General features: G+C 48.1%; 21 protein-coding genes. 7 read left to right on the top strand and 14 right to left on the bottom strand.

Going from position 1 to position 21,554, the window contains the following annotated elements; genetic code table 11:
* The first annotated feature begins 1 nt into the window (after position 1).
* The 4 genes from Y697_RS12400 to Y697_RS15030 all read left to right on the top strand — a co-directional run bounded on the left by Y697_RS12400 (position 2) and on the right by Y697_RS15030 (position 3,444).
* Positions 2–1,093 carry an ABC transporter permease gene (locus tag Y697_RS12400; protein ID WP_121552023.1) on the top strand — a complete coding sequence of 364 codons (1,092 nt, stop codon included), beginning with the start codon at positions 2–4 and terminating at the stop codon, positions 1,091–1,093.
* On the top strand, positions 1,090–2,067 hold the full coding sequence (locus tag Y697_RS12395) for an ABC transporter ATP-binding protein (RefSeq protein WP_121552021.1): 978 nt from the start codon (positions 1,090–1,092) through the stop codon (positions 2,065–2,067). Before Y697_RS12400 ends, Y697_RS12395 begins: the two co-directional genes overlap by 4 nt.
* Positions 2,064–3,074 carry an ABC transporter ATP-binding protein gene (locus Y697_RS12390; RefSeq protein ID WP_121552020.1) on the top strand — a complete coding sequence of 337 codons (1,011 nt, stop codon included), beginning with the start codon at positions 2,064–2,066 and terminating at the stop codon, positions 3,072–3,074. Before Y697_RS12395 ends, Y697_RS12390 begins: the two co-directional genes overlap by 4 nt.
* A 241-nt stretch (positions 3,075–3,315) precedes the next feature.
* Positions 3,316–3,444: a hypothetical protein gene (locus tag Y697_RS15030; RefSeq protein WP_259462554.1), complete on the top strand. Its 129-nt coding sequence runs from the start codon at positions 3,316–3,318 to the stop codon at positions 3,442–3,444.
* 225 nt (positions 3,445–3,669) lie between these two features.
* Here Y697_RS15030 and Y697_RS12385 read toward each other — a convergent pair whose 3' ends face one another.
* From Y697_RS12385 to Y697_RS12320, 14 genes are all read right to left on the bottom strand, one after another.
* Positions 3,670–4,698 (bottom strand): zinc-binding dehydrogenase, encoded by a 1,029-nt coding sequence (locus tag Y697_RS12385; protein ID WP_121552019.1) that lies wholly within the window; start codon positions 4,696–4,698, stop codon positions 3,670–3,672.
* An 11-nt stretch (positions 4,699–4,709) separates the two neighbouring features.
* Positions 4,710–5,696, bottom strand: coding sequence for an aldo/keto reductase (locus tag Y697_RS12380; RefSeq protein ID WP_121552017.1), 987 nt, complete (start codon positions 5,694–5,696; stop codon positions 4,710–4,712).
* A gap of 14 nt (positions 5,697–5,710) precedes the next feature.
* Positions 5,711–6,271, bottom strand: a complete 561-nt coding sequence (gene hxlB / locus Y697_RS12375) for a 6-phospho-3-hexuloisomerase (protein ID WP_121552015.1) — start codon at positions 6,269–6,271, stop codon at positions 5,711–5,713.
* Positions 6,268–6,921 carry an orotidine 5'-phosphate decarboxylase / HUMPS family protein gene (locus Y697_RS12370; protein WP_259462560.1) on the bottom strand — a complete coding sequence of 218 codons (654 nt, stop codon included), beginning with the start codon at positions 6,919–6,921 and terminating at the stop codon, positions 6,268–6,270. Before Y697_RS12370 ends, hxlB begins: the two co-directional genes overlap by 4 nt.
* Positions 6,921–7,322: a D-ribose pyranase gene (rbsD, locus tag Y697_RS12365; protein WP_121552011.1), complete on the bottom strand. Its 402-nt coding sequence runs from the start codon at positions 7,320–7,322 to the stop codon at positions 6,921–6,923. Before rbsD ends, Y697_RS12370 begins: the two co-directional genes overlap by 1 nt.
* A 14-nt stretch (positions 7,323–7,336) precedes the next feature.
* On the bottom strand, positions 7,337–8,086 hold the full coding sequence (locus Y697_RS12360; protein ID WP_121552009.1) for a GntR family transcriptional regulator: 750 nt from the start codon (positions 8,084–8,086) through the stop codon (positions 7,337–7,339).
* Between the two features lie 44 nt (positions 8,087–8,130).
* On the bottom strand, positions 8,131–9,660 hold the full coding sequence (xylB, locus tag Y697_RS12355) for a xylulokinase (protein ID WP_121552007.1): 1,530 nt from the start codon (positions 9,658–9,660) through the stop codon (positions 8,131–8,133).
* Positions 9,657–10,589, bottom strand: coding sequence for a ribokinase (locus Y697_RS12350; protein WP_121552005.1), 933 nt, complete (start codon positions 10,587–10,589; stop codon positions 9,657–9,659). The genes xylB and Y697_RS12350 overlap by 4 nt, the downstream gene beginning before the upstream one ends.
* Positions 10,590–10,616: 27 nt before the next feature.
* The gene (locus Y697_RS12345) at positions 10,617–11,021 is read right to left on the bottom strand and encodes a VOC family protein (RefSeq protein ID WP_121552003.1); all 405 of its coding nucleotides are present in this window, start codon (positions 11,019–11,021) and stop codon (positions 10,617–10,619) included.
* A gap of 6 nt (positions 11,022–11,027) precedes the next feature.
* Positions 11,028–12,020 carry an ABC transporter permease gene (locus Y697_RS12340; protein ID WP_121552001.1) on the bottom strand — a complete coding sequence of 331 codons (993 nt, stop codon included), beginning with the start codon at positions 12,018–12,020 and terminating at the stop codon, positions 11,028–11,030.
* A 1-nt stretch (position 12,021) separates the two neighbouring features.
* A complete protein-coding gene (locus tag Y697_RS12335) occupies positions 12,022–13,545 on the bottom strand; it encodes a sugar ABC transporter ATP-binding protein (RefSeq protein ID WP_121551999.1) in 1,524 nt (507 codons plus the stop codon).
* Positions 13,546–13,559: 14 nt separating this feature from the next.
* Positions 13,560–14,255 (bottom strand): deoxyribose-phosphate aldolase, encoded by a 696-nt coding sequence (deoC, locus tag Y697_RS12330; RefSeq protein WP_121551998.1) that lies wholly within the window; start codon positions 14,253–14,255, stop codon positions 13,560–13,562.
* Positions 14,256–14,332: 77 nt separating this feature from the next.
* Positions 14,333–15,301 (bottom strand): ABC transporter substrate-binding protein, encoded by a 969-nt coding sequence (locus Y697_RS12325; RefSeq protein ID WP_121551996.1) that lies wholly within the window; start codon positions 15,299–15,301, stop codon positions 14,333–14,335.
* 171 nt (positions 15,302–15,472) lie between these two features.
* The gene (locus Y697_RS12320) at positions 15,473–17,329 is read right to left on the bottom strand and encodes a diguanylate cyclase (protein WP_121551994.1); all 1,857 of its coding nucleotides are present in this window, start codon (positions 17,327–17,329) and stop codon (positions 15,473–15,475) included.
* 384 nt (positions 17,330–17,713) lie between these two features.
* On the opposite strand from Y697_RS12320, the gene Y697_RS12315 reads away from it, so the two are divergent.
* Genes Y697_RS12315 through Y697_RS12305 form a run of 3 tightly spaced genes read left to right on the top strand, consistent with a single transcriptional unit; the run spans position 17,714 to position 20,905 of the window.
* A complete protein-coding gene (locus tag Y697_RS12315) occupies positions 17,714–18,511 on the top strand; it encodes an electron transfer flavoprotein subunit beta/FixA family protein (RefSeq protein WP_121551992.1) in 798 nt (265 codons plus the stop codon).
* On the top strand, positions 18,504–19,502 hold the full coding sequence (locus Y697_RS12310; RefSeq protein WP_121551990.1) for an electron transfer flavoprotein subunit alpha/FixB family protein: 999 nt from the start codon (positions 18,504–18,506) through the stop codon (positions 19,500–19,502). The genes Y697_RS12315 and Y697_RS12310 overlap by 8 nt, the downstream gene beginning before the upstream one ends.
* Positions 19,499–20,905, top strand: a complete 1,407-nt coding sequence (locus Y697_RS12305; RefSeq protein WP_121551988.1) for an FAD-binding oxidoreductase — start codon at positions 19,499–19,501, stop codon at positions 20,903–20,905. Before Y697_RS12310 ends, Y697_RS12305 begins: the two co-directional genes overlap by 4 nt.
* The last annotated feature ends 649 nt before the right edge of the window (positions 20,906–21,554 follow it).

Here is a 21,554-nt window from a genome sequence, read left to right as displayed (position 1 = left end):
TATGCAGACCACGAAAAGTCGGATTGCAAAGAATTTCTTCAAACATAAACTTGGTGTCATTGGTTTGATAGCCCTTTCAATCATGTATCTGCTTGTCATATTTTCCGACTTCATAGCACCATACAGCTATGTGACCTCCCACAGGAATTTCGTCTATGCGCCGCCGTCGAAGATCCGATTTTTCGATGAAGAAGGCAACTGGAGAGGTCCCTTCGTGTACGGGATGAAGAAGGTTAGAAATCCCGTGACTTACAGGCTGGAATTCTCCGAAGACACCAGCCGGCCAGTTCCCGTGAAGTTCTTCGTCAGGGGAGAGGAATACAGATTCTGGGGGATTTTCAAGACCGATCTCCATCTCTTCGGTGTTGAAGAATCCTCTGACGTAGCGATGGTTCTTCTTTTTGGCGGCGACAGATTTGGCAGGGATCTATTCTCCAGGGTCCTTATCGGGGGGAAGGTCTCAATGACAGTCGGCCTCGTGGGCACTCTGATAAGCGTATTCATAGGGGCGATAGTGGGAGCGCTTTCCGGATTCTACGGCGGAACTATAGATGTAGTAATACAGCGTTTCATAGAGCTTCTGAGATCCTTCCCGAGAATCCCGCTCTGGCTGGCCCTAGCCACGATTCTACCTCCTCAATGGCCCAGTACATGGGTCTATTTCGGAATCGTCATCGTTCTTTCACTAATTGGCTGGATGGGCGTTGCGCGTGTTGTCCGAGGAATGGTCCTGAGCCTCAGGGAGAAGGAGTTCATTCTGGCCGCCAGAGTATCCGGTGTATCTAACATGAAAATAATAACGCGTCACTTGATTCCTAACACAATAAGCTATCTAATTGTCGTCTCTACACTTTCAATACCGGGAATGATTCTCGGAGAGAGCGCGATAAGCTTCTTGGGGCTCGGTATAAAGGAACCTATGACAAGCTGGGGCCTGCTTCTGAAACAGGCTCAGTCTCTGTCCGAACTGGAGGCCCATCCCTGGCTTATGGTTCCCGGAATCTTCATAATTATTGCGGTCCTCTCTTTCAACTTTGTGGGAGACGCTTTGAGAGACGCCGTCGATCCTTACAGGGCGGTGGAGAAGGTATGAGCGCAATACTTGAGGTAAAGAATCTCAAAACATATTTCAGGACCCCGGACGGTCTTGTGAAGGCTGTGGACGACATAAGCTTCAATCTCGAGGAGGGCGAGATTCTCGCGCTTGTCGGAGAATCAGGCTGTGGTAAGAGCGTTACCGTACAGACAGTTCTCGGTCTGATAAAAGTGCCGCCGGCCAAGGTCGAGGGTGAAATCTTGTACAAGGGGAAGAACCTCGTCGGACTGCCTAACAAGGCGTACAGGGACATAAGGGGCAGGGAAATCAGCATGATCTTTCAGGAACCTATGTCGGCATTCGATCCTCTTTACACGATAGGGTTCCAGCTAACGGAAGTTGCCAGAGCTCACATGACCTGGGATCAGACAAGAACATACGATGAGATCATTTCAATTCTCAGAAGGGTAAATATCCCCGAACCGGAGAAGAGATACAGAGAGTATCCCCACGAAATGAGCGGCGGAATGCTTCAGAGAATCATGATTGCGATGGCCCTGATAACAAATCCAGAGATAGTTATCGCGGACGAACCAACTACCGCACTGGATGTCACAATACAGGCTCAGGTTTTGAACATTATGCGGGAGCTCCAGGGAGAATTCGGCAGTTCGATAATCTTTATCACACATGATCTAGGGGTAGTTGCCGAACTAGCCGATAGAGTTCATGTAATGTACGCCGGAAAGATCGTCGAGAAGTCCGGGGTGAAGGAACTGTATTCCTCGCCCTCGCATCCTTACACCAAGGGTCTTCTCAACTCAAGAGTGACAAAATCCTTCAAGGGAAAGAAACTTCCATACATCGAAGGGTACGTTCCCAGGGCATATGAGTTTCCAGAGGGCTGCCGATTCAATCCTAGATGTCCTCACGCAATGGAGATCTGCCGAAAGAAAGACCCGCCAGAATTCTATGTTGGTGAAGGCCACACCGCCGCCTGCTGGCTCTTCGAAGGAGGATCTGAAAAATGAAGATACTTTCTACCGAAGGACTTAAGAAGTTCTTCCCGATAAAGGCCGGTGTCTTTCTACAGGTAGTTGGTCATGTAAGGGCAATGCAGTCTGTAACCCTTGAGATAAACAGGGGAGAGACTATTGGAGTAGTCGGGGAGTCGGGCTGTGGCAAGAGCACTCTGGGCAGGACCATAGTGAAGATCTACGAGCCAACCGGCGGGAAGATAGTTTATCATGACGAAAATGGAGAGGAACACGACATAACCAAAGGACTTGGGAAAAACGTGCGCTCGAAGTTCCGGAGAGATGTTCAGATGATCTTTCAGAATCCCTTCGATTCTCTTGACCCTAGAATGACGGTAAGGGATATCATAAGGGAACCGATCGAGGCACATAACCTCTTATCTAAGAACGAAGCAGAGGATTATGTGGGAGAGCTTCTGATGAAAGTCGGCCTTTATCCCGAATACGCACAGCGTTACCCTCACGAATTTTCCGGGGGACAAAGGCAGAGGATCGCGATTGCCCGTTCGATATCTGTTAGACCACGGTTGATTATTTGCGATGAACCTACATCTGCTCTCGATGTCTCAGTTCAGAGTCAGATCATAAACCTGCTGCAAGAGCTGAGGGACGAAAGCGAGATGTCCTACATCTTTATCTCGCACAATCTAGACGTCGTACACCATATGAGCGACAGAATAATGGTAATGTATCTGGGAAACGTCGTAGAGACTGCCGAAGCGAGAGAGCTCTTCAACAACCCCGCGCACCCTTACACAAAGGCACTTATGGCTTCGATTCCAAACTGGGATCCCGAGAACCGAAAGCTTCAGAATATCAGACTGGAAGGGGAGCCACCTAGCCCGATAAATCCACCACCTGGATGTCCATTTCACCCTAGATGCCCCTACAATATGGACATCTGCAGCAAAGAAATGCCTGGTAACTTTGAGGTGGCCGAGGGCCATACAGCCGCCTGCTGGCTGCATGAAACGAAAGGCGTGGTCGGGGGTAGCGGATAGGGGGTTGGAAAGAGCAAAGGATTAGTTGCAAGATGCAAGTTACAAGTTGTGAGTTGTAAGACCGGCGTTGGGGGTAGCAGGTTGGTCGTTGGAAAGAGCAAAGAAACTGGTTGGTCATTGAATGGTTCTCCGTTCGCCGACGAGAGCCGTGAAGCAATAGCATCGAGATTCCGACCAGGAGCTTTGTCGGAATGACGGAATTGGGCGTCGCCAATCTTACTGGTTTCTTCTCTCTTCTCTCGTGAGCGCAGCGAACCTCTCCACTACGCTCTTTCTCAATCGTCTTTGTTTGCCCGACGAAGTCGGAACTGGCCGCAGAAAGTGCGACTGGCCACCGAAGGCGACTGGCCTGCGAAGAACACTGTGCTGAGGATCTTTCCCCGCGAAGCGGGCATTGCGACCTGGCGTGGTCTTTGCCAGCCCTGCGTCCCGAGATGAAATTACCGGCCTTGCGTCCGCCGATGATCTTCGGCGCCTTGCGTCTTGCAACTCTTCTCGGAGGACTGCGGACTGTTGACCGATGACGATTATCCTTTCTCGTCAGGTTGATCTCAAAGAAAAGGCCCGCCATTGCGGCGGGCTCATGTATTAATTCTCAATCTAGCATTACTGCTTTGATTACTTTGTCTTTCTCGTTCTCGGCCTTGACCATCATCTCACCTATATCTTCCAGTTTGAAGGTATCGGTGATCAGCGGTTTCACATTTACTGCTCCGCTCTTTATCATATCTACACATCTCGGGAAGTACAGAGCCGGAACTGCATGCGAGGCTCTTAGCTGAAGTTTGTTGAAGTGGAACTTGTTCGCATCGAACTTTATGAAGCGTCCCTCACCGTAGTCTATTCCGATGAAGCCGACAACTCCTCCAAAATTCATGACGTCAAGAACTTCGGGGATCACGTAAGGCGGTGCGGTTACGAGAGCTCTATCGACTCCGCCCTTGGGGAATTTATAGGAGCTGATCGGGGTCTTGTCGACGAGTATGACATCCTCCACTCCGAAGCTCTTTGCGACATCTATCCTTATCTTAGATCTGGAATGGTTGGCGACAAAGATTCTTCTCGCTCCCATGGCCTTGACTATCTGAACGGCCATGAGACCGATAGGGCCTAGGCCAACTACCAGCACGTCGTCGTTCAGCTTGGGATCGACTGTGTATGCTAGATCAAGCGCAACTCCCATTGGCTCGACGAGAGAGACTTCTTCGTACGAGACTCCTTCGAATGGCACCGCATTTTGTTTATCTATTATTACCTTCTCGGCAAAGCCCATAGTCAGATTTTCTCTCTCGGCTCGTATGAAGACGTTGGGTGCTCTGTCATGGCAGAGATCCATTCGACCGTTTCTGCAATCCTCGCATGTCCCGCAGAAAGAACCGCTTTCCACCAGTACACTCTGTCCGACCTTGACATTTTCGACATTTGAACCGACCTTTTCCACAATGCCCACTATTTCGTGGCCGAAAGACTGCCAGTCTTTGGCTTCAGTTCTCGCGGTGTGAAGATCTGTGCCGCAGATGCCAGAGGCCTTTATTTTCACCAGTACGTCATTCGGTTTCAGAGGGGGAAGATCGACCTCCCGGATCTCAAATTTGAATGGTGATTTCACAAACGCGGCTTTCACATAGACACCCCCTAGAGCTCTAGATTGGAACTGGAGATTATCTCTTCTATCCTTTCGTACAGTCCGTCATCCATATCCCATTCGACGGCGCCGAGATTCTGCTCAAGCTGTTCGACCTTCTGAGCGCCCGCAATTACCGAAGTCACCGCTTCGTTTCTGATAAGCCAGTTAATGGCTATGTGACTCAGCGGCTTTCCTACCTCATGTGCCAACTTATTCAGTTCCACGACAACTTCGTAGTACTTGTTGAACTCAGGTGTATTTAGCTTCGGATTTGCTGCCCGCACGTCGTGTTCAGTAAACTTCTTATTATCGCTTATCGCTCCAGCCAAGAGACCTTGAAAGAGCGGGCTGTATGGCAGAAATGCCATTCTATTTTTCAAAACGAACGGAAGGACTTCCTTTTCGACTTTGTAATCGAGCGGAATATTGTGATAGCTCTTTGGGTTCCTTTCGAGCATGTTGTAGAGACCTTGCATGCTGCATACCTCTCCAACCTTCATTGCCCTTTTTGCCTCGGGAATAGAGAAGTTTGACAGCCCAATGTATCTGATCTTTCCCTCATTCTTCAGCTCGACCATTGTCTCCATCGTCTCTTCGATTTTGACCTCCGGATCGGGCCAGTGAAGCTGATAGAGATCTACATGATCCGTTCCGAGTCTTCTGAGACTGTCTTCGATCTCTTTTCTTATGCTCTCCGGTTTGAGACAGTTTCTCGTTCTTCCCTGATCGTCCCAGAGAAGACCGCACTTGGTTGCAATAAAGATCTTATCCCTGGAGCCTTTCATTGCCTTTCCGAGGACCTCCTCTGCATGTCCCAGACCGTACACAGGCGCAACATCAAAGAAGTTTATTCCTCCGGCTATTGCCCTCTGGATCGTCTTGATCGAGTCTTCATCAGTCGTCCCATCCCAGAAAGAGGGGCCTGAGATTCCCCAGCAACCGTAACCGAGCGCCGACAGTTTCTCTTCTATCTTCTCCACTTTTTTGTACTTCAATTCCTTCGCCTCCCTTATTCGAGATTTGCGTGGTTCTTGAACATCATTTCCGAATCTATGCTCAATCTCTCCATTAAATTCATTACAATAATATCCGTTAGAATCAACAGTGATTGTTCGAATAGATTCCCCATCGGTTGAACCGAAGAGACACCAGCCCTATCGGGGACTTTGGGTGTCTTCGTGGGAACTGTAATAACCATATCGCTGAGTCCTGCTACTGTAGATTCCTTGCTCGCAGTTATAGAAGCTATTCCGGCTCCAACTTTTCGTGCCTTCTTGGAGTTAAGAACCACAGAAGGAGTCTCCCCAGAAGCAGATCCGACGATTAAGAGGTCTCCCTCTCCCAAAGAGGGGCTGGTCACTTCACCCACAACATGGACTTTCAAGCCTAGATGCATGAGCCTCATCGCGAATGCCTTCATCGCCAGGCCAGAGCGGCCCATCGCAAAGAGAAAGACTCTTTTTGCTTCTAGAATACTCCCGGAAAGTTCCTCGATTGATTCATCTGTAACTCCGGCAAGGACTGATTTTATCTCGTCAATAACAAGATCAAGAGTGCTTTCAAATTTCATGAGCCCTTCTCCAGTCTCTTCTTTATCTCCGAGGCCACTCTTGCAGGGTTATCAGCCTCCCAGATCGATCGTCCCGCGATCACTACATCGGGCTTCAGCGGGAAGACATGGGAGAGATTGTCGGGAGATATTCCGCCAGCAACGGCGATCTTTGCGTCTGGAAGAACTCTCCGTACAATTTCTATCTTTTTCGCGTACTCAAGAAGGTGCATGCTCTCACCTACACCGCTCAGATCGGCCGAGGTGTGGATGCATATATAATCCGGTGATAGAGGAGAGACCTTTTCGGCAAAGGATTGGAGATCCGAAATCTCTATTGTGTCCAACATTAGCTCTCCGCCAAACTGATCGGCAGCTTTCCTGACTTCCGAAATCGTTTTGAAGGAAGCGAATCCGAGAACCGTTACGATATCCGCCCCGTTTTCAAAGGCCATCGCCGCTTCGAGATAACCTCCATCAACAATCTTCATATCTGCAAGAATCTCATGTTCCGGCAGGATTTCCCTTATCTCTCTTACCAGAGCCACACCGTGCGCAAGAACGGCAGGCGTACCGACTTCGAGAATGTCTATATAATCCGCAACTTCTCTGGCGGTCTTTAGAAAGCTGGCCTTTATGTGAGTATCGTTTGCTAGTTGTAAACGGATCATCAATAGGTTACCCCGCCAACGAGAATGATACTGGAGTATGGTATCTGCTCGCCGGTTCTGATAACTCCCTTTGATTGCTTGTTGGTGAGTTCCTTGAATCTGACATGGGGAACGAATTCCACTTCTATTCCTTCGGGCAGGTGCTTCAAAGTATCTTCAAGACACTTCGGACTAACGGTTTTCATCTCTTCAGAGAAGATCACCTTCTCGACTTCCAACTCTTCAAGAACAGGATCGAGAACGTCGAAGACACCTGGCTTCCCGCCTACAATACTGACATCTATCCTGTATCTGTCGGAAGCAATGGGCAGACCTGAGTCAGATATTACCAATAAGTCTGTGTGGCCCATCGAACCTATAAGATTGCATATCTCTTTATTTAGAATTCCACTTTTCTTCATAATTATCGCTCCCTTCAAATCTTTGTAGTCAAATGTATCCGGAATTTATAGTGGGTCGCTTCGTACCAGCACTGCACCAGCTCCACATGCTCACCCAGGGCAGTGCAACCAACTCTTTCGTAATATAGGATCGGCGCTCCCTCTTCTATCCTCAGAAGCTTCGCTATTCTCCCCTCGGCGAGCCGTCCTTCTATGATCGCATCTCCCTCAACAACGGCCGTTCCTTTATTTCTCATCAGTTCATAAAGAGAACCCTCGAAGTTTTCTTTTCCCGTTAGGTTTGATCTAGACGTGAGAAAGGATATAAATAGCGCAAGAGGAAAGTAGGATTCATTTCCCCTCAGTCTGGTAACCTGAAGCAGCTCTTCCTCTTCCGATACCTGGAGAATTCTTGCCATCTCAGGACCGGCCTTGACTCTCTTTACCTCAACAACCTTCGTTATCGGCACATGGCTCTCGAGCCTCATCTGTTCAGTGAAGCTTCGGATGGTTGTAAGCTGCTCCTGAGAAGCGTTGTTCGTTACGATAGTCCCTCTTCCACGGGACCTGGAGATCTGTCCGCTGCTTTCCAAGGCCTGTAAAGCTCTCCTAACGGTCGCCCTGCTAACATCGAACACTTTCATCATTGCTTCTTCCGTTGGAAGTTTTCTGCCAACGGCGCCCGGTTCCTTCATATAATCAGAAATTATCCTGTATATCTGGTAGTAGAGTGGAACCGGACTTGCTCTATCAAGGGCTATTCTTCTGTCTGCATTAAAAAGCATGATGAAATCACATCCTTCTTTACGATACTCGAGAGACAAACAGGCTAATTCGAATACGGTCTCAGTTTAGCAAGGTCTTCATAGGTTTCTATGAGCGAACTGTAGGCCTTATCGAAAACTTCGAAAAGTCTTTCGTAGTACCTGTGATTCTCTGGGTTGTACTCGATAAACTGAACATCCCTCACAAAAGTAGACGCTTCCTTGAACGTCATCTCTCCAGCTCCAACAGCACCAATAATGGCCGCTCCCATTGAGGTTGCCTCTTCGAGATACTCGGGTACCGTAACCGTCTTTCCGAATATATCGGCCACAATCTGTTTCCAGTTCCTTCCCTTTGCTCCTCCGCCGATAAGGCGAATCTTGTCGAATTTTCCCTTAGTCTCGAGAATATCCAGGACTATTTTCAGGTTGAAGGCCACACCTTCGAGTACCGCTCTAAGCATGTCGGCCTTTCTATGTGTCGAGGACAGTCCAATGAAGGCTCCTCTAGCATTGATGTTCCACCTCGGGCTTCTCTCCCCAAGCAGATAAGGCAGGAAGACCAGGTTTCCCGCACCGGGTCTTGTCTGGTCAACAAGATCGTCCATAATAGTGAATGCGCTCAGCCCCAGCGCCTTTGCCTTCTCTTCTTCATGCTGGCAGAGAGCGTCCTTAGCCCAGTGATACGAAGCTCCCCCGGCCTGCATTGTTCCGGTCGGGCAATAGAAACCCTCAATGGGATATGCGAAGTTAAATGTCCTCGACTTCTCGTCGAAGATCGGTTCCGTGGAACATGTACTCACCCAGCTCGACGAACCGAGATATAAATAAGCCTCGTCTGGACTGACAACTCCTGCTCCGAGGCAGGCGCATGCGCCGTCCCCGCCGCCGCGGACTATTAGAGTCTTCTTCGACAGTCCCAGTTCCTCCGCCACCTTCGGCAGTATCTCCGAGACGACATTCGTAGAGGAGGTCACGGTGGGAAGTTTCTCCATGTCCAGCCCTAGAACCTCAACGAGTTTTTCCGACCATTTCAGATTTTCGATATCGAAGAGAAGCGTCATTGATGCATCTGAATGGTCCGTTCCGAACTCTCCGGTAAACCTGGAGACGATGTAATCCTTCGCATTCAGGAACTTGTAAGCCTTGTTGTATATTTCAGGTTCGTTGTCCTTTATCCAGGCAATCTTCGGACCGGAGTAAGTAGGCGTTATCCTCGATCCGGTAAGCCTGTAGACGAAATCATTGCCCACTTCTTCGAGCCTTGCCGACTGTTCGACGCTTCTCTGATCGGCCCATATGATGGCTCTTCTAAGAAGCTTTCCGTCTTTGTCCACGGGGATGGCTCCCATCATCTGTCCGCTGAAGCTTATAGCAACTATCTCTTCGGGATTGACACCGGCCTTGGCAATGAGATCCGAGGTCGTCTTTTTGACGGACTCCCACCACTCCAGAGGATCCTGCTCTACCTGATTCGGACCGGGATGATAGGTCTTGTAACCTGAGAAGGAACTCGCGAGGAGCTTCCCGTTTACTCCATAGAGTGTCGCCTTGTTCCCGGTAGTTCCCAGATCGTATGCGATAACGTATTTCATTTCTTATCGCCCCCAGTTATCTCCTTCACCAGAGCTTCGATTTCTTCCCTTTCAGGCATTGAAGGAGAAGTGCCGAATCTTGTCGTTGAAATGGCGGCTCCGGCACGGGCGTAGTCGATGGCTCTTTCCAATCCCTCTCCCCTCGAGAGATATGCCGCAAAAACGCCAGCAAATGCATCTCCAGCTCCGGTTGTATCGATAGTCTTCACCTTGCAGGCGGGAACAAGCCCTCCATTTACCGATGGACAGTAGACCCCCTTACCTCCGAGAGTTATGAGCACAGTGTCCACCGACTTCTTCAATTCAGATGCTATGGCCTCTATCGAATCGATGCCGTCTAGGGGAATACCTGTCATGAGGCTGGCCTCTATCTCGTTCGGCATAATAACGTCGACATATTTTAGGATCGAATGATCAAATTCCTTTACGGGTGCGGGATTTAACAAGACTCTTGCCCCGGAGTCCCTGGCGAGTTTTATCGCCTCATAAGTTGCATCGAGATTCGCTTCAAATTGTGTGAGAAAGACATCGGAAGAAGTGAAGATATCTCTGTTCCTTTTTACATCATCAACAGTCAACTCATTGCATGCCTCCGGTGCAACTGCAATAGCGTTGTTTCCATTGTTCTCATCTACTATTATCAGAGCGACACCGGTTCCGGCAGTATCCGACTCGAGAAGATACTCCTTTGTGATTCCAAATCTATCGAATGCCCCCTTCACGAATGGAGCAAAAAGGTCTTTGCCGATCTTGGTCATGAACTTGACGTCAGATCCGGCCTTTCTGGCAGCCACAGCCTGGTTAAATCCCTTTCCTCCGGGGCCCATCTTGAAGGGACCGGAAAAGACTGTCTCTCCTACAACGGGTATATGGGGAGAAAGGGTAGTGAGGTCCATGACATAGCTACCGAATACCGTCACTTTATTCATCTGATACCTCCAAGCAATCTAATAGTTCTATCTTGGTCTCTTCTCTTCCGCGATCTCCAGCAATTCACCGCCAGGGCCTTTGAATGTGTTGTAGAAAACCTTTCCGTCAAAAACCGGAATAGGATCGGGCGACTCGAGTTCAATGCCGTTGTTCTTCAGGTAATCCATTGCCTTTTCAATGTCATCTACAGCAAAGGAGAGATGCTGAAAGTGCGACTGTGATTCGGGAGCAAATTGCCTCTCTTTGCTATCTTCGTAACACATAAGTTCGATTTCGCAACCTTCGCCGGCAACGAACGCTACTTCGAGTTTCTTTTCAGGCAATTTCTCTCTGTTGATCAGCTTCAAACCGAGAAGACCTGAATAGAACTCGAGCGCTTCATCGAGATTGGGAACCTCTATTGCAACATGAAAGAACTTGTTTATCTTCATGATTTATCACGCCCTTTTGAAGAGCTTCTTCAAACCTTCGCCCTTCTTCCTGCTCTTTATGAACTGATCGAAGAAGACTGCAAGGATTATTATTGCACCGATGATGATCTGCATTATGAATGGATCTACACCTAGAAGATTACCGCCATTTCTTATTGTCTGGATTATAAGAGCGCCAAGGGCAGTTCCGAGAACGGTTCCTACTCCTCCGCTCAGACTTGCTCCTCCGATGACAACCGAAGCTATGGCGTCAAGTTCGTAACCGTCTCCTCCTGTCGGGACCCCTGCGGCCATTCTCGTTCCGAGCATCAAACCGGCTATAGCGCTGAACAAAGCGGCCACAATGTAGAAAGAATACATGTTCCGCCGGATATTTATACCTGACAGCCTTGCCGCTTCCTCATTGCTACCTATGGCGTACAGATTCCTTCCGAATTTCGTGTATTTGAGCACGAGTATCATGAAGGCGGCAAGAATGATCCACGTCCAGGCTAGTGCCGGTATTCCAAAAAACTCCAGGACCGCGAATCTCCTGTACTCCAGCGGGACGGCGGTCACCATTCTTCCGCTGGAAATGTACATTACGACACCTCTTACGAGTGTCATCATACCTAGCGTTGCAATGAAAGCCGGGACCTTTCCATCATGTACGGCAACGGCGTTGATCAGACCTATCAGCGCACTGATTCCTAGAGCCAGCAATATACCTACAATTGTCGGAAACTGGAATTCTCCCCTAGTAGAGGTGAAAATCGCAAATACCATTCCGCTGAGACCAACTATAGAACCAACCGAAAGATCTATTCCGCCAGTTATGATTATGAGGGTCATACCGATAGCAACAACACCATTTATTGATGATTGCCTAATTAGATTGGTTATGTTAGCCCATGAGGAAAAGTTTCCTCCAGTTGCGATGGCCAGAAAGACCCACATCACAACCAGAATGATCAAAAGGTTTTTTTCGGTAAATGTCTTCCTTTCTCTCCTTCCAGCCATTTCAGACCGCCTCCTTCACCTTTTCTCTTGAGACAATGTTCTTCATTGCCAGTGTCAGCAAAAACTCCTCGGAAAAGTCTTTCTTATGGACCTCTCCCGCCATTCTACCGTTTGAGATAACGTATATACGGTCGGACATTCCCATGAGTTCGGGAAGGTAGGAAGAGATTAGAATTATTCCCTTGTTGCTGGAAAGAATCTCACCGAAGAGTCTGTATATCTCTGATTTCGTCCCAACGTCGATTCCGACGGTCGGTTCATCGAAGATTAGAACATCTGTGTTCTTGCACAGCCATCTCGCGATGATTACCTTCTGCTGGTTTCCACCACTCAGCTCGGAAACCGGCTGGAAGATGCTGCCGATCTTTATAGAAAGCTTGTCGATATAGTCTCTGGCCTGTGAATGAGCCTTCCCGTAGTTGATGACAGGACCCGTCATCACCTTGTCGAAGTTAATTATGTTTATGTTGAAATCTATATCCTGCTGCAAGAAGATTCCCTGTTTTCTCCTGTCTTCCGGAAGATAGCCAATACCCTTCATCAGCGCATCCTTCGGTGTCTTTATCGAAACGTTTTTGCCTTCAACAGATATCTTTCCTTCTCTAAGAAAATCGGCACCGAAAAGCGCCCTTGCAATCTCAGTTCTTCCAGCGCCCACCAGACCAAAAAATCCCACGACTTCGCCTGCCCTGACATGAAAACTGATATTCTCGAATCTCTCTCCGGAAAGGTTCTCAACCCTTAGGAATTCTCTTCCTGGTTCTGTATCCTTCTTCGAATACATCTCCTCAATCGATCTGCCAACCATAAGAGGGATCAGCTTCTCAACGTTATCAAGCTCTCCCGTTGTGTAAGTTCCCACCGTGGCCCCGTCCTTCAAAACGGTAACAGTATCACATATGTCAAAGACTTCTTCAAGGTTATGCGAGATATAGATTACGGCCGTTCCCTGATTCTTGAGTTCATCTATTATCTGAAAGAGGATTTTCGTTTCATTTCTTGTAAGCACGGCGGTCGGTTCATCAAAGATGACGAGTTTGGGTTTCTGCCAGAGTGCCTTGGATATTGTAATCATTTCACTTTCAGCTATACTCAACTCTTTAATGCTCTTGCGAACGTTTATATCCAGACCGATGTTTTCCAGAAACTCCGTTGATTCTTTGTACATCTTCTTCCAGTTTATGAATGGGCCAATCTTAGGTTGCTGCCCTAGAAAGAAGTTTTCTGCCACTGAAAGATCGGGAGTGACCATGACATCCTGATAAACGGCATAGATTCCCAACGCTTTCGATATCAATGGTGAATTTCTGGTAATTTCATTTCCCTCAAAGATCATTGTTCCTGAGTCCTTTGTATAAGCTCCTGTAATTATCTTTATGAGTGTGGATTTCCCGGCTCCGTTCTCTCCCACAAGGCCTCTTACCTCACCACTCTTGACGGAGAGGGAGACATTGTCAAGAGCTCTAACGGCAGGGAAGGTTTTGTTTATACCTTCTAGCTCAATTACGGTCTTTTCCTCGGGCATGTCATCGCTCTCCTTTAGCCACCGTATTTCTTTTCATATTCTTTGAATATGGAGACGCTGGAACTCGAACCGAAGACTGTTGCTCCAAGTTCCATGAATCTCTCGACCTGCTCGAGAGTTCTGACGCCGCCGGAAACTTTGATCTCTTTCTTCCCGGAAACGACGGAGTTAATCAGTTCAACATCGCGATAAGAGGTTGCTCTGGGACCAAAACCCGTCCCGGTCTTCACGAAGTCGATTGTTGGAACGTCTACTATCAATTCACATACTTTGACTATTTCCTCTTCAGTCAATCTGCTGGTCTCGATTATGAATTTGCAGACTCTGTTTCCTTTCTTTACACGCTCGGAAAGAGTTACGAACTCCCGTTCCATCAGATCCCAGTTCCCCGATTTGACTGCAGATACGTTTATCACAATGTCGAAATCAGTAACCGCATCTCCGAGAGACATGTAGTATTCGATTTCTCTCATTTTCAACTCTGTGGGAACCATACCGAGCGGAAAGCCTCCGGGACCCACGTTAATTCCAACTTCAGTTCCCTTGACCTTTTCAATGACATAAGTAGGGATCGCATACCAAGGCACAACTACATTTCTGAAATTGTACTCGAGTGTTTCGTCAACGAAGCTCTCAATATCCTCCCACTTTGATTCGGGATTCAGCAAAGTATTATCGAAACGCCTGTTAAAAGGAATGTCTCTATTCATAAATACCTCCCGGGATAGGCAAAAATTTCTGAAAAAGGGCAGCTTTCGCTGCCCATCATCCTTAGAAACTTACTTTATCAGTACTTCTTTCTTGAGAATGGGTCGAGAACCCACATAGAGTCATCAAGAATGTCCTTCTCGATTACGTACACTCCCGTATCATAGTACTCAGGAAGCGGTTCGCCATTGATTGCCATGAAGGCAAACATGACACCCTTGTAACCCATACCGTGAGGATCCTGAACGATAAGAGCCTTCAAGGAGCCGTTTCTGAGAGCATCTATTTCCTGCGGGTCTGAGTCGTATGCAACTGAGATTACTTCATCCTGAAGACCCTGAAGTTCGATAACTCTGGCAACTCCGTCACCTGTGTGGTTGTTGTCTGCAAACATTCCAACTAGATCGTCGTAAGCGATCAAGAGGTCTTCCGTTGCGTTGGCTGCTCTAGAAATGTCGTTGTCAACATAGATCGTGGGGAGGACTTCTAGATCAGGAGCTATCTCGGCAAGTCTTGTCTTGAATCCATCGTCTCTATCTGTAAGAACCTGAACACCAGCCATTGCACTTACGAGACCGATCTTGCCCTTGAGATCCTTACCGGCTGCCTTGAGATACTCAACAAGCTTGTCGGCTGCAAGAGCGCCTCCTACTCTGTTGTTGGTAGCGAGGAATGAATTGTATCCGGTATCATAGACGAAGTTGTCAATGAGAACGATCTTGATACCCTGCTTGTAAGCTTCGTCAAGAATCAGAGAAGGAGCTTCCGAGCTTGTCGAAGAAATAACGATTGCGTCGGGCTTCTTGTTGACAACGTCCTCAAGAATAGCGACCTGCTTGTCGATGTCTGATTCGGACGGAGGTCCGTAAACCGTGACATTAATAAGGCCCTGTAGATCGTGTTCGGCGTTCTCGGCGCCAACTATCGTGTACTGCCAGAAGTCAGAATCCGTTGCCTTGACTATGAAGGCAATTTCGTAAACTGCAAATCCTAGTGTGGCTCCGAAAAGAAGTGAAGCCATGACAAGTAGCATAAGTACTTTTCGCATTAGCAAAACCCTCCTTATAAGGTTGTTCTGTACATACGCATGTACACATGTACGTACAAACACCATTATTATAGCAAGCGAACGAACTCGAAACAAATTTGAAAAACAGAGGAAATCTTAGCGGCAAGAAGTTTAGAGCAAAAAAGAAGACATAATCGTCTTTAATCACTCTCATTCATCGCTGATTGTTTCTGGAAAGGTTAGTCCTCTGGACTTAGTCTTACAGTCCAGTTCTCTTTTCTTCGAATACATTGCAAGTTCTGCATTTCTAAGTACGTCATAAAAATCAGTTGCCCGATCTCTCTTAGTGGCGACACCAAAAGAGGCACTAGCTTCGACAGAGAAACATTCCACCTTGATCAGGTTTTCCTCTATCCTTGAGACGATTTCCTCTGCCTTTTCGGTGTCTGTTCTCAGAAGAAGGACAACAAACTCATCTCCACCCCAACGAACAACTAGGTCCTCGTGCCTGCAAGATTCCTTAATTGTGCGAGATATCGTCTTCAGATAGTCGTCGCCGTAGAAATGGCCGAAGCAATCGTTAAGTGACTTCAGCCCGTTAACATCTGCAAAAATGACGGAAATAGGAAGATTTCTCGAAGTGTCGACTCTAGATACTTCCTCATCGAAGAAGGTCCTGTTGTAAAGACCGGTCAGTGAATCGTGGAAAGCAAGGAAACGTATTTCTTTGGTCTTTTTGATTTTCTCAAAGGCTCCAAGAGCATGAAGCATCAACAATTCGGCAAGCTCGGCATCTTCTTGTTTGAAGCTTCCGGATTCAATGGTGACCGTTTGAAAAACTCCGTAATCTCCAACAGGAACGCTAAGTAGAGCCTTGATCTTACTGCTTGAAGGTCTTGCATCATTTTCCTTCGAAACGTCATCGATTATTATTGTTTTCCCCGTCTTCAAAGTCTTTCCAGCAATTCCCTCGTACTTTGGAACCCTTGTATTGACTTCAATGTTCTCCGAGTTCCTCTTTACAATAAGATTGTCTCCCTCGACAATGTCAAGACTGTAATAGTCAAAGCTGAGAATGTCAGTGGCTGCTTCAACAATGAGATCATAAACTTCCTCTTCCTCGATACAGTTCTCCATCTTGAAGGCAATATCGTGGAGACTTCTTATCTTCGCCCTAAGGCGCTCGTTTTCAGTTGCCTTCTTCTCGAGCTCCTCGGTTCTTGCCTTTACTCGCCCTTTCAAAGTATGGTTCCAAATCCAGAGAGCGAACAGCACAACTATGAAGGCAACTAATATTCCAACAGACCAGAGCAAAACCTTCCTATTCTGTTCAAACCAGTTTGCTGAGCCAAACCACTTCTCGAATATATCCTTGTACTCACCGCTCTCTCTGACAAGGAGAAGACCTTTATTTAGCTTGTTAAGAAGAACAAAATCGTCTCTTGCGGTGGCGAAGGCATAGTCTCTTTCAAAGACTGTGGCACCGGAAACCTCGAGATTATGGATCTCATTTTCTTTCGCAAAATAGAGAGACTGGTACTTCTCGAAGAGACCATAATCACCCTTACCGGATGAGAGAAGCTTGAGTCCTTCAAGTGGAGAATCAACAGTGACAATTTTCTCTGTGATGGAATTTTCAAGCAGATAGTCGTGCATGACACCGTTTCGCTGAACTATAATTTCCCTTCCTTCTAGATCATCTACGTCAGGTTCTTCGGAATCTTTCCTGTAAAAGATCGCCATGTGCAGAGTATTGTGGGGAATCGAAAAACCGTATATCCTCTGCCGTTCAGGAGTGACGGCCATGCCGATCAATCCGTTAAGTTCTCCCGACTTGAACCTTTCGACCACCAGATCCCATTCACCGAGCTCGATTTCTATATCCAGCTCGGCGGCTCTAGAAACGGCATTCATCAAGTCCACATTGAATCCCGTGTGCTCACCGTTTTTATCAACAAACTCATACGGAGGATATGCGTTATCCCCACCGAAAGTGAGCTTATCTGCATAAACATAAGTACACAAGAGAACAAGAAAAAGTGGCAAAAAAGCCTTCCTGGTCTTCATCGATTCACCCCGATTTAGATATAATAGCACAATCATTACGAATAATAGAAGTCCTAAAAATCTGGAATTTGTGAGAATCATCTGTAGGTCTTATTTATCGCTCCCAATCTGGCTAACAAGTAATCTTCATTAACTCAAAAGCAATATTATTGAAAAAAACTCAACCGTGTTTGTCGTCTACGTATGTGCTCTTTCACTTTGTGCTAACAATTAAATCAAGCAACTAAGTTTTCATCAGTTTTAAGAGCACACGTTCAATAGTTGACAACATGCTCAAACCAACTCTTTCATAGAACCAAGGTTCGGAGTCTTGACTACGGCCGCGAAAGTAATCGGCGTGTGTATTAAGATTGAATAGAGAATACACGACTAGGGGGAATTGTCTTGAAAATACTCGTTCTTCTAAAACAGGTCCCGGATTCCGATGAGGTGAAGCTCAATCCCGAAACGGGAACAATGATAAGAGAGGGAGTTGGTACCGTTATCAATCCTCTCGATTTGCACGCGCTGGAAACGGCATTGAGAATCAAAGAGACCGGTGATCATTCCGTTGCGGTTGTTTCTATGGGACCTCCTGTGGCAGAAGAGGCCGTAAGGGAAGCAATCGCAATGGGCGCCGACAAGGCGGTGCTGCTGACAGACCGTAAGTTTGCAGGTGCGGATACGTGGGCAACGGCCGTGGCACTCGCGAGATTTGCGGAGAAGGAAGGTCCTTTCGACCTGATCCTTGCCGGCGAGAAGGCTACCGACGGAGAAACAGGCCAGGTCGGACCTGAAACCGGTTCGATGCTGGGTATTCCCGTCGCCACTTATGTTTCGAAAATAGTTGAGCTAGATGGATCGGGCATAACAATCGAACGCGAAGTGGAAGATGGAAAGGAAGTGTGGAAGCTTCCCCTGCCTTCACTTGTTTCGGTGACTAAGGACGTCAATGAACCCAGACTTCCGACATTGAACGGAAAGAAACTCGCCAGAAACTTCCCGGTAGAGCGGATCAGTAACGATTCTCTTGGAATAGATCCATCGGAGATCGGCTTGACAGGATCACCCACAAGGGTAGTAAGGATAGGAACCCCGAAGCTCTCGAGGATGGTGGAGATGTATGAGGGGAGCAATATTAGAGATGGAATAGATGAGATAAAGAAGAGGTTGGTACCCTATCTGGAGGTGAACCATGAATGATCTCCTGGTAATCGCAGAAAAAAGAGGAAGTGAAATCCACTCAAGTACATTCGAACTACTTGGAAAGGCAAGGGAGTTATCCATGAAGCGGCCTCTTACGGTTTCCGTAGTGATCCTCTCCGACAAGTCTGTCGAAGAGGATTCGTCCAGCTCTCTCTTCTCAGGTGGAGCTGATCGAATCATCCTGGCAGTTGATGGAAGCTTCAAGAGATTCAATTTCGAACCATACACTAAGACTCTGGCCGCTATAGTAAGAAAGTTATCACCTGAAATCGTTCTCGCACCGGCCACAACTTCCGGCAGAACCTTTATGCCGGGACTGGCGGCTCTCTTGAAGACAGGCCTGACGGCAGACTGCACCGGTCTCGATATAGAGGAGGGAACGGGAAACCTTCTGCAAACGAGGCCTGCTATAGGCGGCAACATAATGGCAACTATAAAGACCCCGAATCACAGACCTCAGATGGCCACAGTGAGACCCAAGACATTCTCACCCTTAAAAGAAGAGTATGAAAGCAAAGGTGAACTGGTTAACTTTGACGTGACTCAAGATTTGATCCAAACAGGAGCGAAACTCATCGAGTTCCATCCAATAGGAGAGGGCCAGAAGGGAGTTCAGGACGCCGAAGTAATAATCGCAGGAGGTATGGGACTTCGAAAGGTTGAAAACATGGAACCTGTCTACAGGTTATCAAAAATCATCAACGGAACCGTTGGCGCTTCACGGAAGATCGTTGATTCGAAGTGGATCGGGCACGAAGCTCAAGTCGGATTGAGCGGCCATACCGTTAAACCGAAGATCTACATCGCTGCAGGTATTTCCGGCGCCGTTCAACATATTGCGGGGATGCAAACCGCGGAGTTCATCGTGGCAATAAACAGAGACAGGAACGCCGCGATTTTCAACTTCGCAGACATTGGGCTTGTTGGAGACGCGGTCGAGATTCTGACTGAACTTGCCGAGTCCCTTGAGTCGGAGGTGAAGAGATGAATTACGGACGTCTTAACGCGGGCCTGATAGAAGAGCTGCAAGCACTACTCAAGATCCCAGTCAAATATGATGAAGAGTCACTGGATAGATATTCTAGAGACGAGACGGCCGAACTGAGAGCCGTAAGACCGGAGGTTGTCACATTCCCTGTAAGTACTCAGGAAGTGTCGGAGATCATGAGATTCGCAAACAGGCATATGATTCCAGTTACCCCAAGAGGAGCGGGAACGGGCCTTTCGGGAGGCGCGGTGCCTTCACACCGTGGAATCGTCATGAGCTTCGAGAAGATGAACAGAATCCTCGAGTTCGACGAAGCAAATATGATGATTACCGTCGAACCGGGAGTGATAACCGGCGAAATTCAGAAACTGGCAGACAGACATAACCTCGTTTACGGAGGTGATCCCTGCAGCAGCGAGAGCTCCTCGATCGGTGGCAACGTTGCGGAAAACGCCGGAGGAAACAAAGTCATGAAATATGGACCGACAGGTTACCATGTTTACGGCCTTGAGGTAGTCCTGCCCTCAGGCGAGATCACATATTTCGGAGGAAAAAGACTGAAGGATGTCAGCGGCCTGGACTTCGTCCATCTAATGGTCGGATCTGAAGGCACGCTTGGAATTGTCACGAAAATAACGTTGAGGCTGCTGCCAAAGCCGAAGTATTCCGTGGCATTGCTCGTACCATACCCGAACATCGATACGGCAATTGCAGCAGTACCCAGGCTGATGAGCGGTTCAGGTGTTGTCCCTACTTCTCTGGAGTTTATGGACGGCTCATCGATAAGGGCGGCCTGCAGCTTCCTGAATATCGAATTCCCTTATTCCGATGCCGGCGCTCACTTGATAATTGAAGTCGAAGGCAACAGCAAGGATTCGATATTCGACGATTACGTCAAACTCGGAGAAGCCGCCATCGAAGCGGGCGGGCTTGAAGCCTTTGTGGCCGACAACCGGAATACGAGAGACAAACTATGGAAGGCCAGAAAGTCTATTGCGGAGGCACTGGCCGCAATAAGCCCGGTGCACAGCATGGAAGACGTCTCCGTTCCGATGGCGAACATACCTAAGCTAATAAAGAGGTCTGAAGAGATCGCAAAGAAGCGCGGACTCGAAATGATTGCCTTTGGCCACGCCGGCGATGGAAATGTCCATGTCACATTCATAAAGGGAGATCTTCCTCAGGAAGAGTGGAACAGAAATCTCCCGCTGGCCGAGAAAGAGCTCTTTGATGAAACCACAGAGTTAGGGGGCTGCATAAGCGGAGAACACGGTATAGGTATAAAGAGGAAGAAATACCTCGCATCAATAGTAGACAAAGCTCAACTCGATCTAATTCGAGGCATAAAAATGGCCTTTGATCGGAACAACATACTCAATCCGGGGAAGATCGTGGATCTTTGAAAAACCGGGGTTGCGGCTCGGAGGTTGGTGGCATCAAGATCAGAAGTGATGCTGCCTCCGGCAGGAAGTGAGGCTCGCTGGCGCGAGGAAGTGATGCCCGAAAGAGCATCCGGGGAAGTGATGCTGGCGCTTAAGCACCAGGAGGCAAAAACCAAAGAAAAAGAGCAAGGGATCAGTTGTAAGTTTCAAGTTGCAAGTTGTGAGTTGCAAGTAAAAAAGCCCAACAAAACGGGTCTCGAGTCTGGGGTTTCGTGAATACAAGTGGTTGAACCATCACGACCCCAGTGCTATTGAGGCTGTCATCCCGAACTTGTTTCGGGATCTGATCTTCCGAAAGACCGTGGCTGGGGGTCGGAGGTTGGGGGCATCAAGATCAGAAGTGATGCTGCCTCCGGCAGGAAGTGAGGCTCGCTGGCGCGAGGAAGTGATGCCCGGGAGGAACATCCGGGGAAGTGATGCTGGCACTTACGCCCGGGAAGTGATGCTGGCGCTTACACGCCAGGAGGCAATGCCCGCTTCGCGGGGAAAGATCTTCAATGCCAGTCTGCTAACGCAGGCCAGTCACCTTCGGCGGCCAGTCTTTGCTTCGCCACGGCCAGTTCCGCTGCGACGGCAAACAGAGACCTTTGAGCACGAGCCTTCCCGAGAG

The sequence above is a fragment of the Mesotoga sp. BH458_6_3_2_1 genome (genome assembly GCF_003664995.1).
Classification (GTDB): Bacteria; Thermotogota; Thermotogae; order Petrotogales; family Kosmotogaceae; genus Mesotoga.
This window is presented reverse-complemented; position numbering and strand designations above follow the sequence as displayed.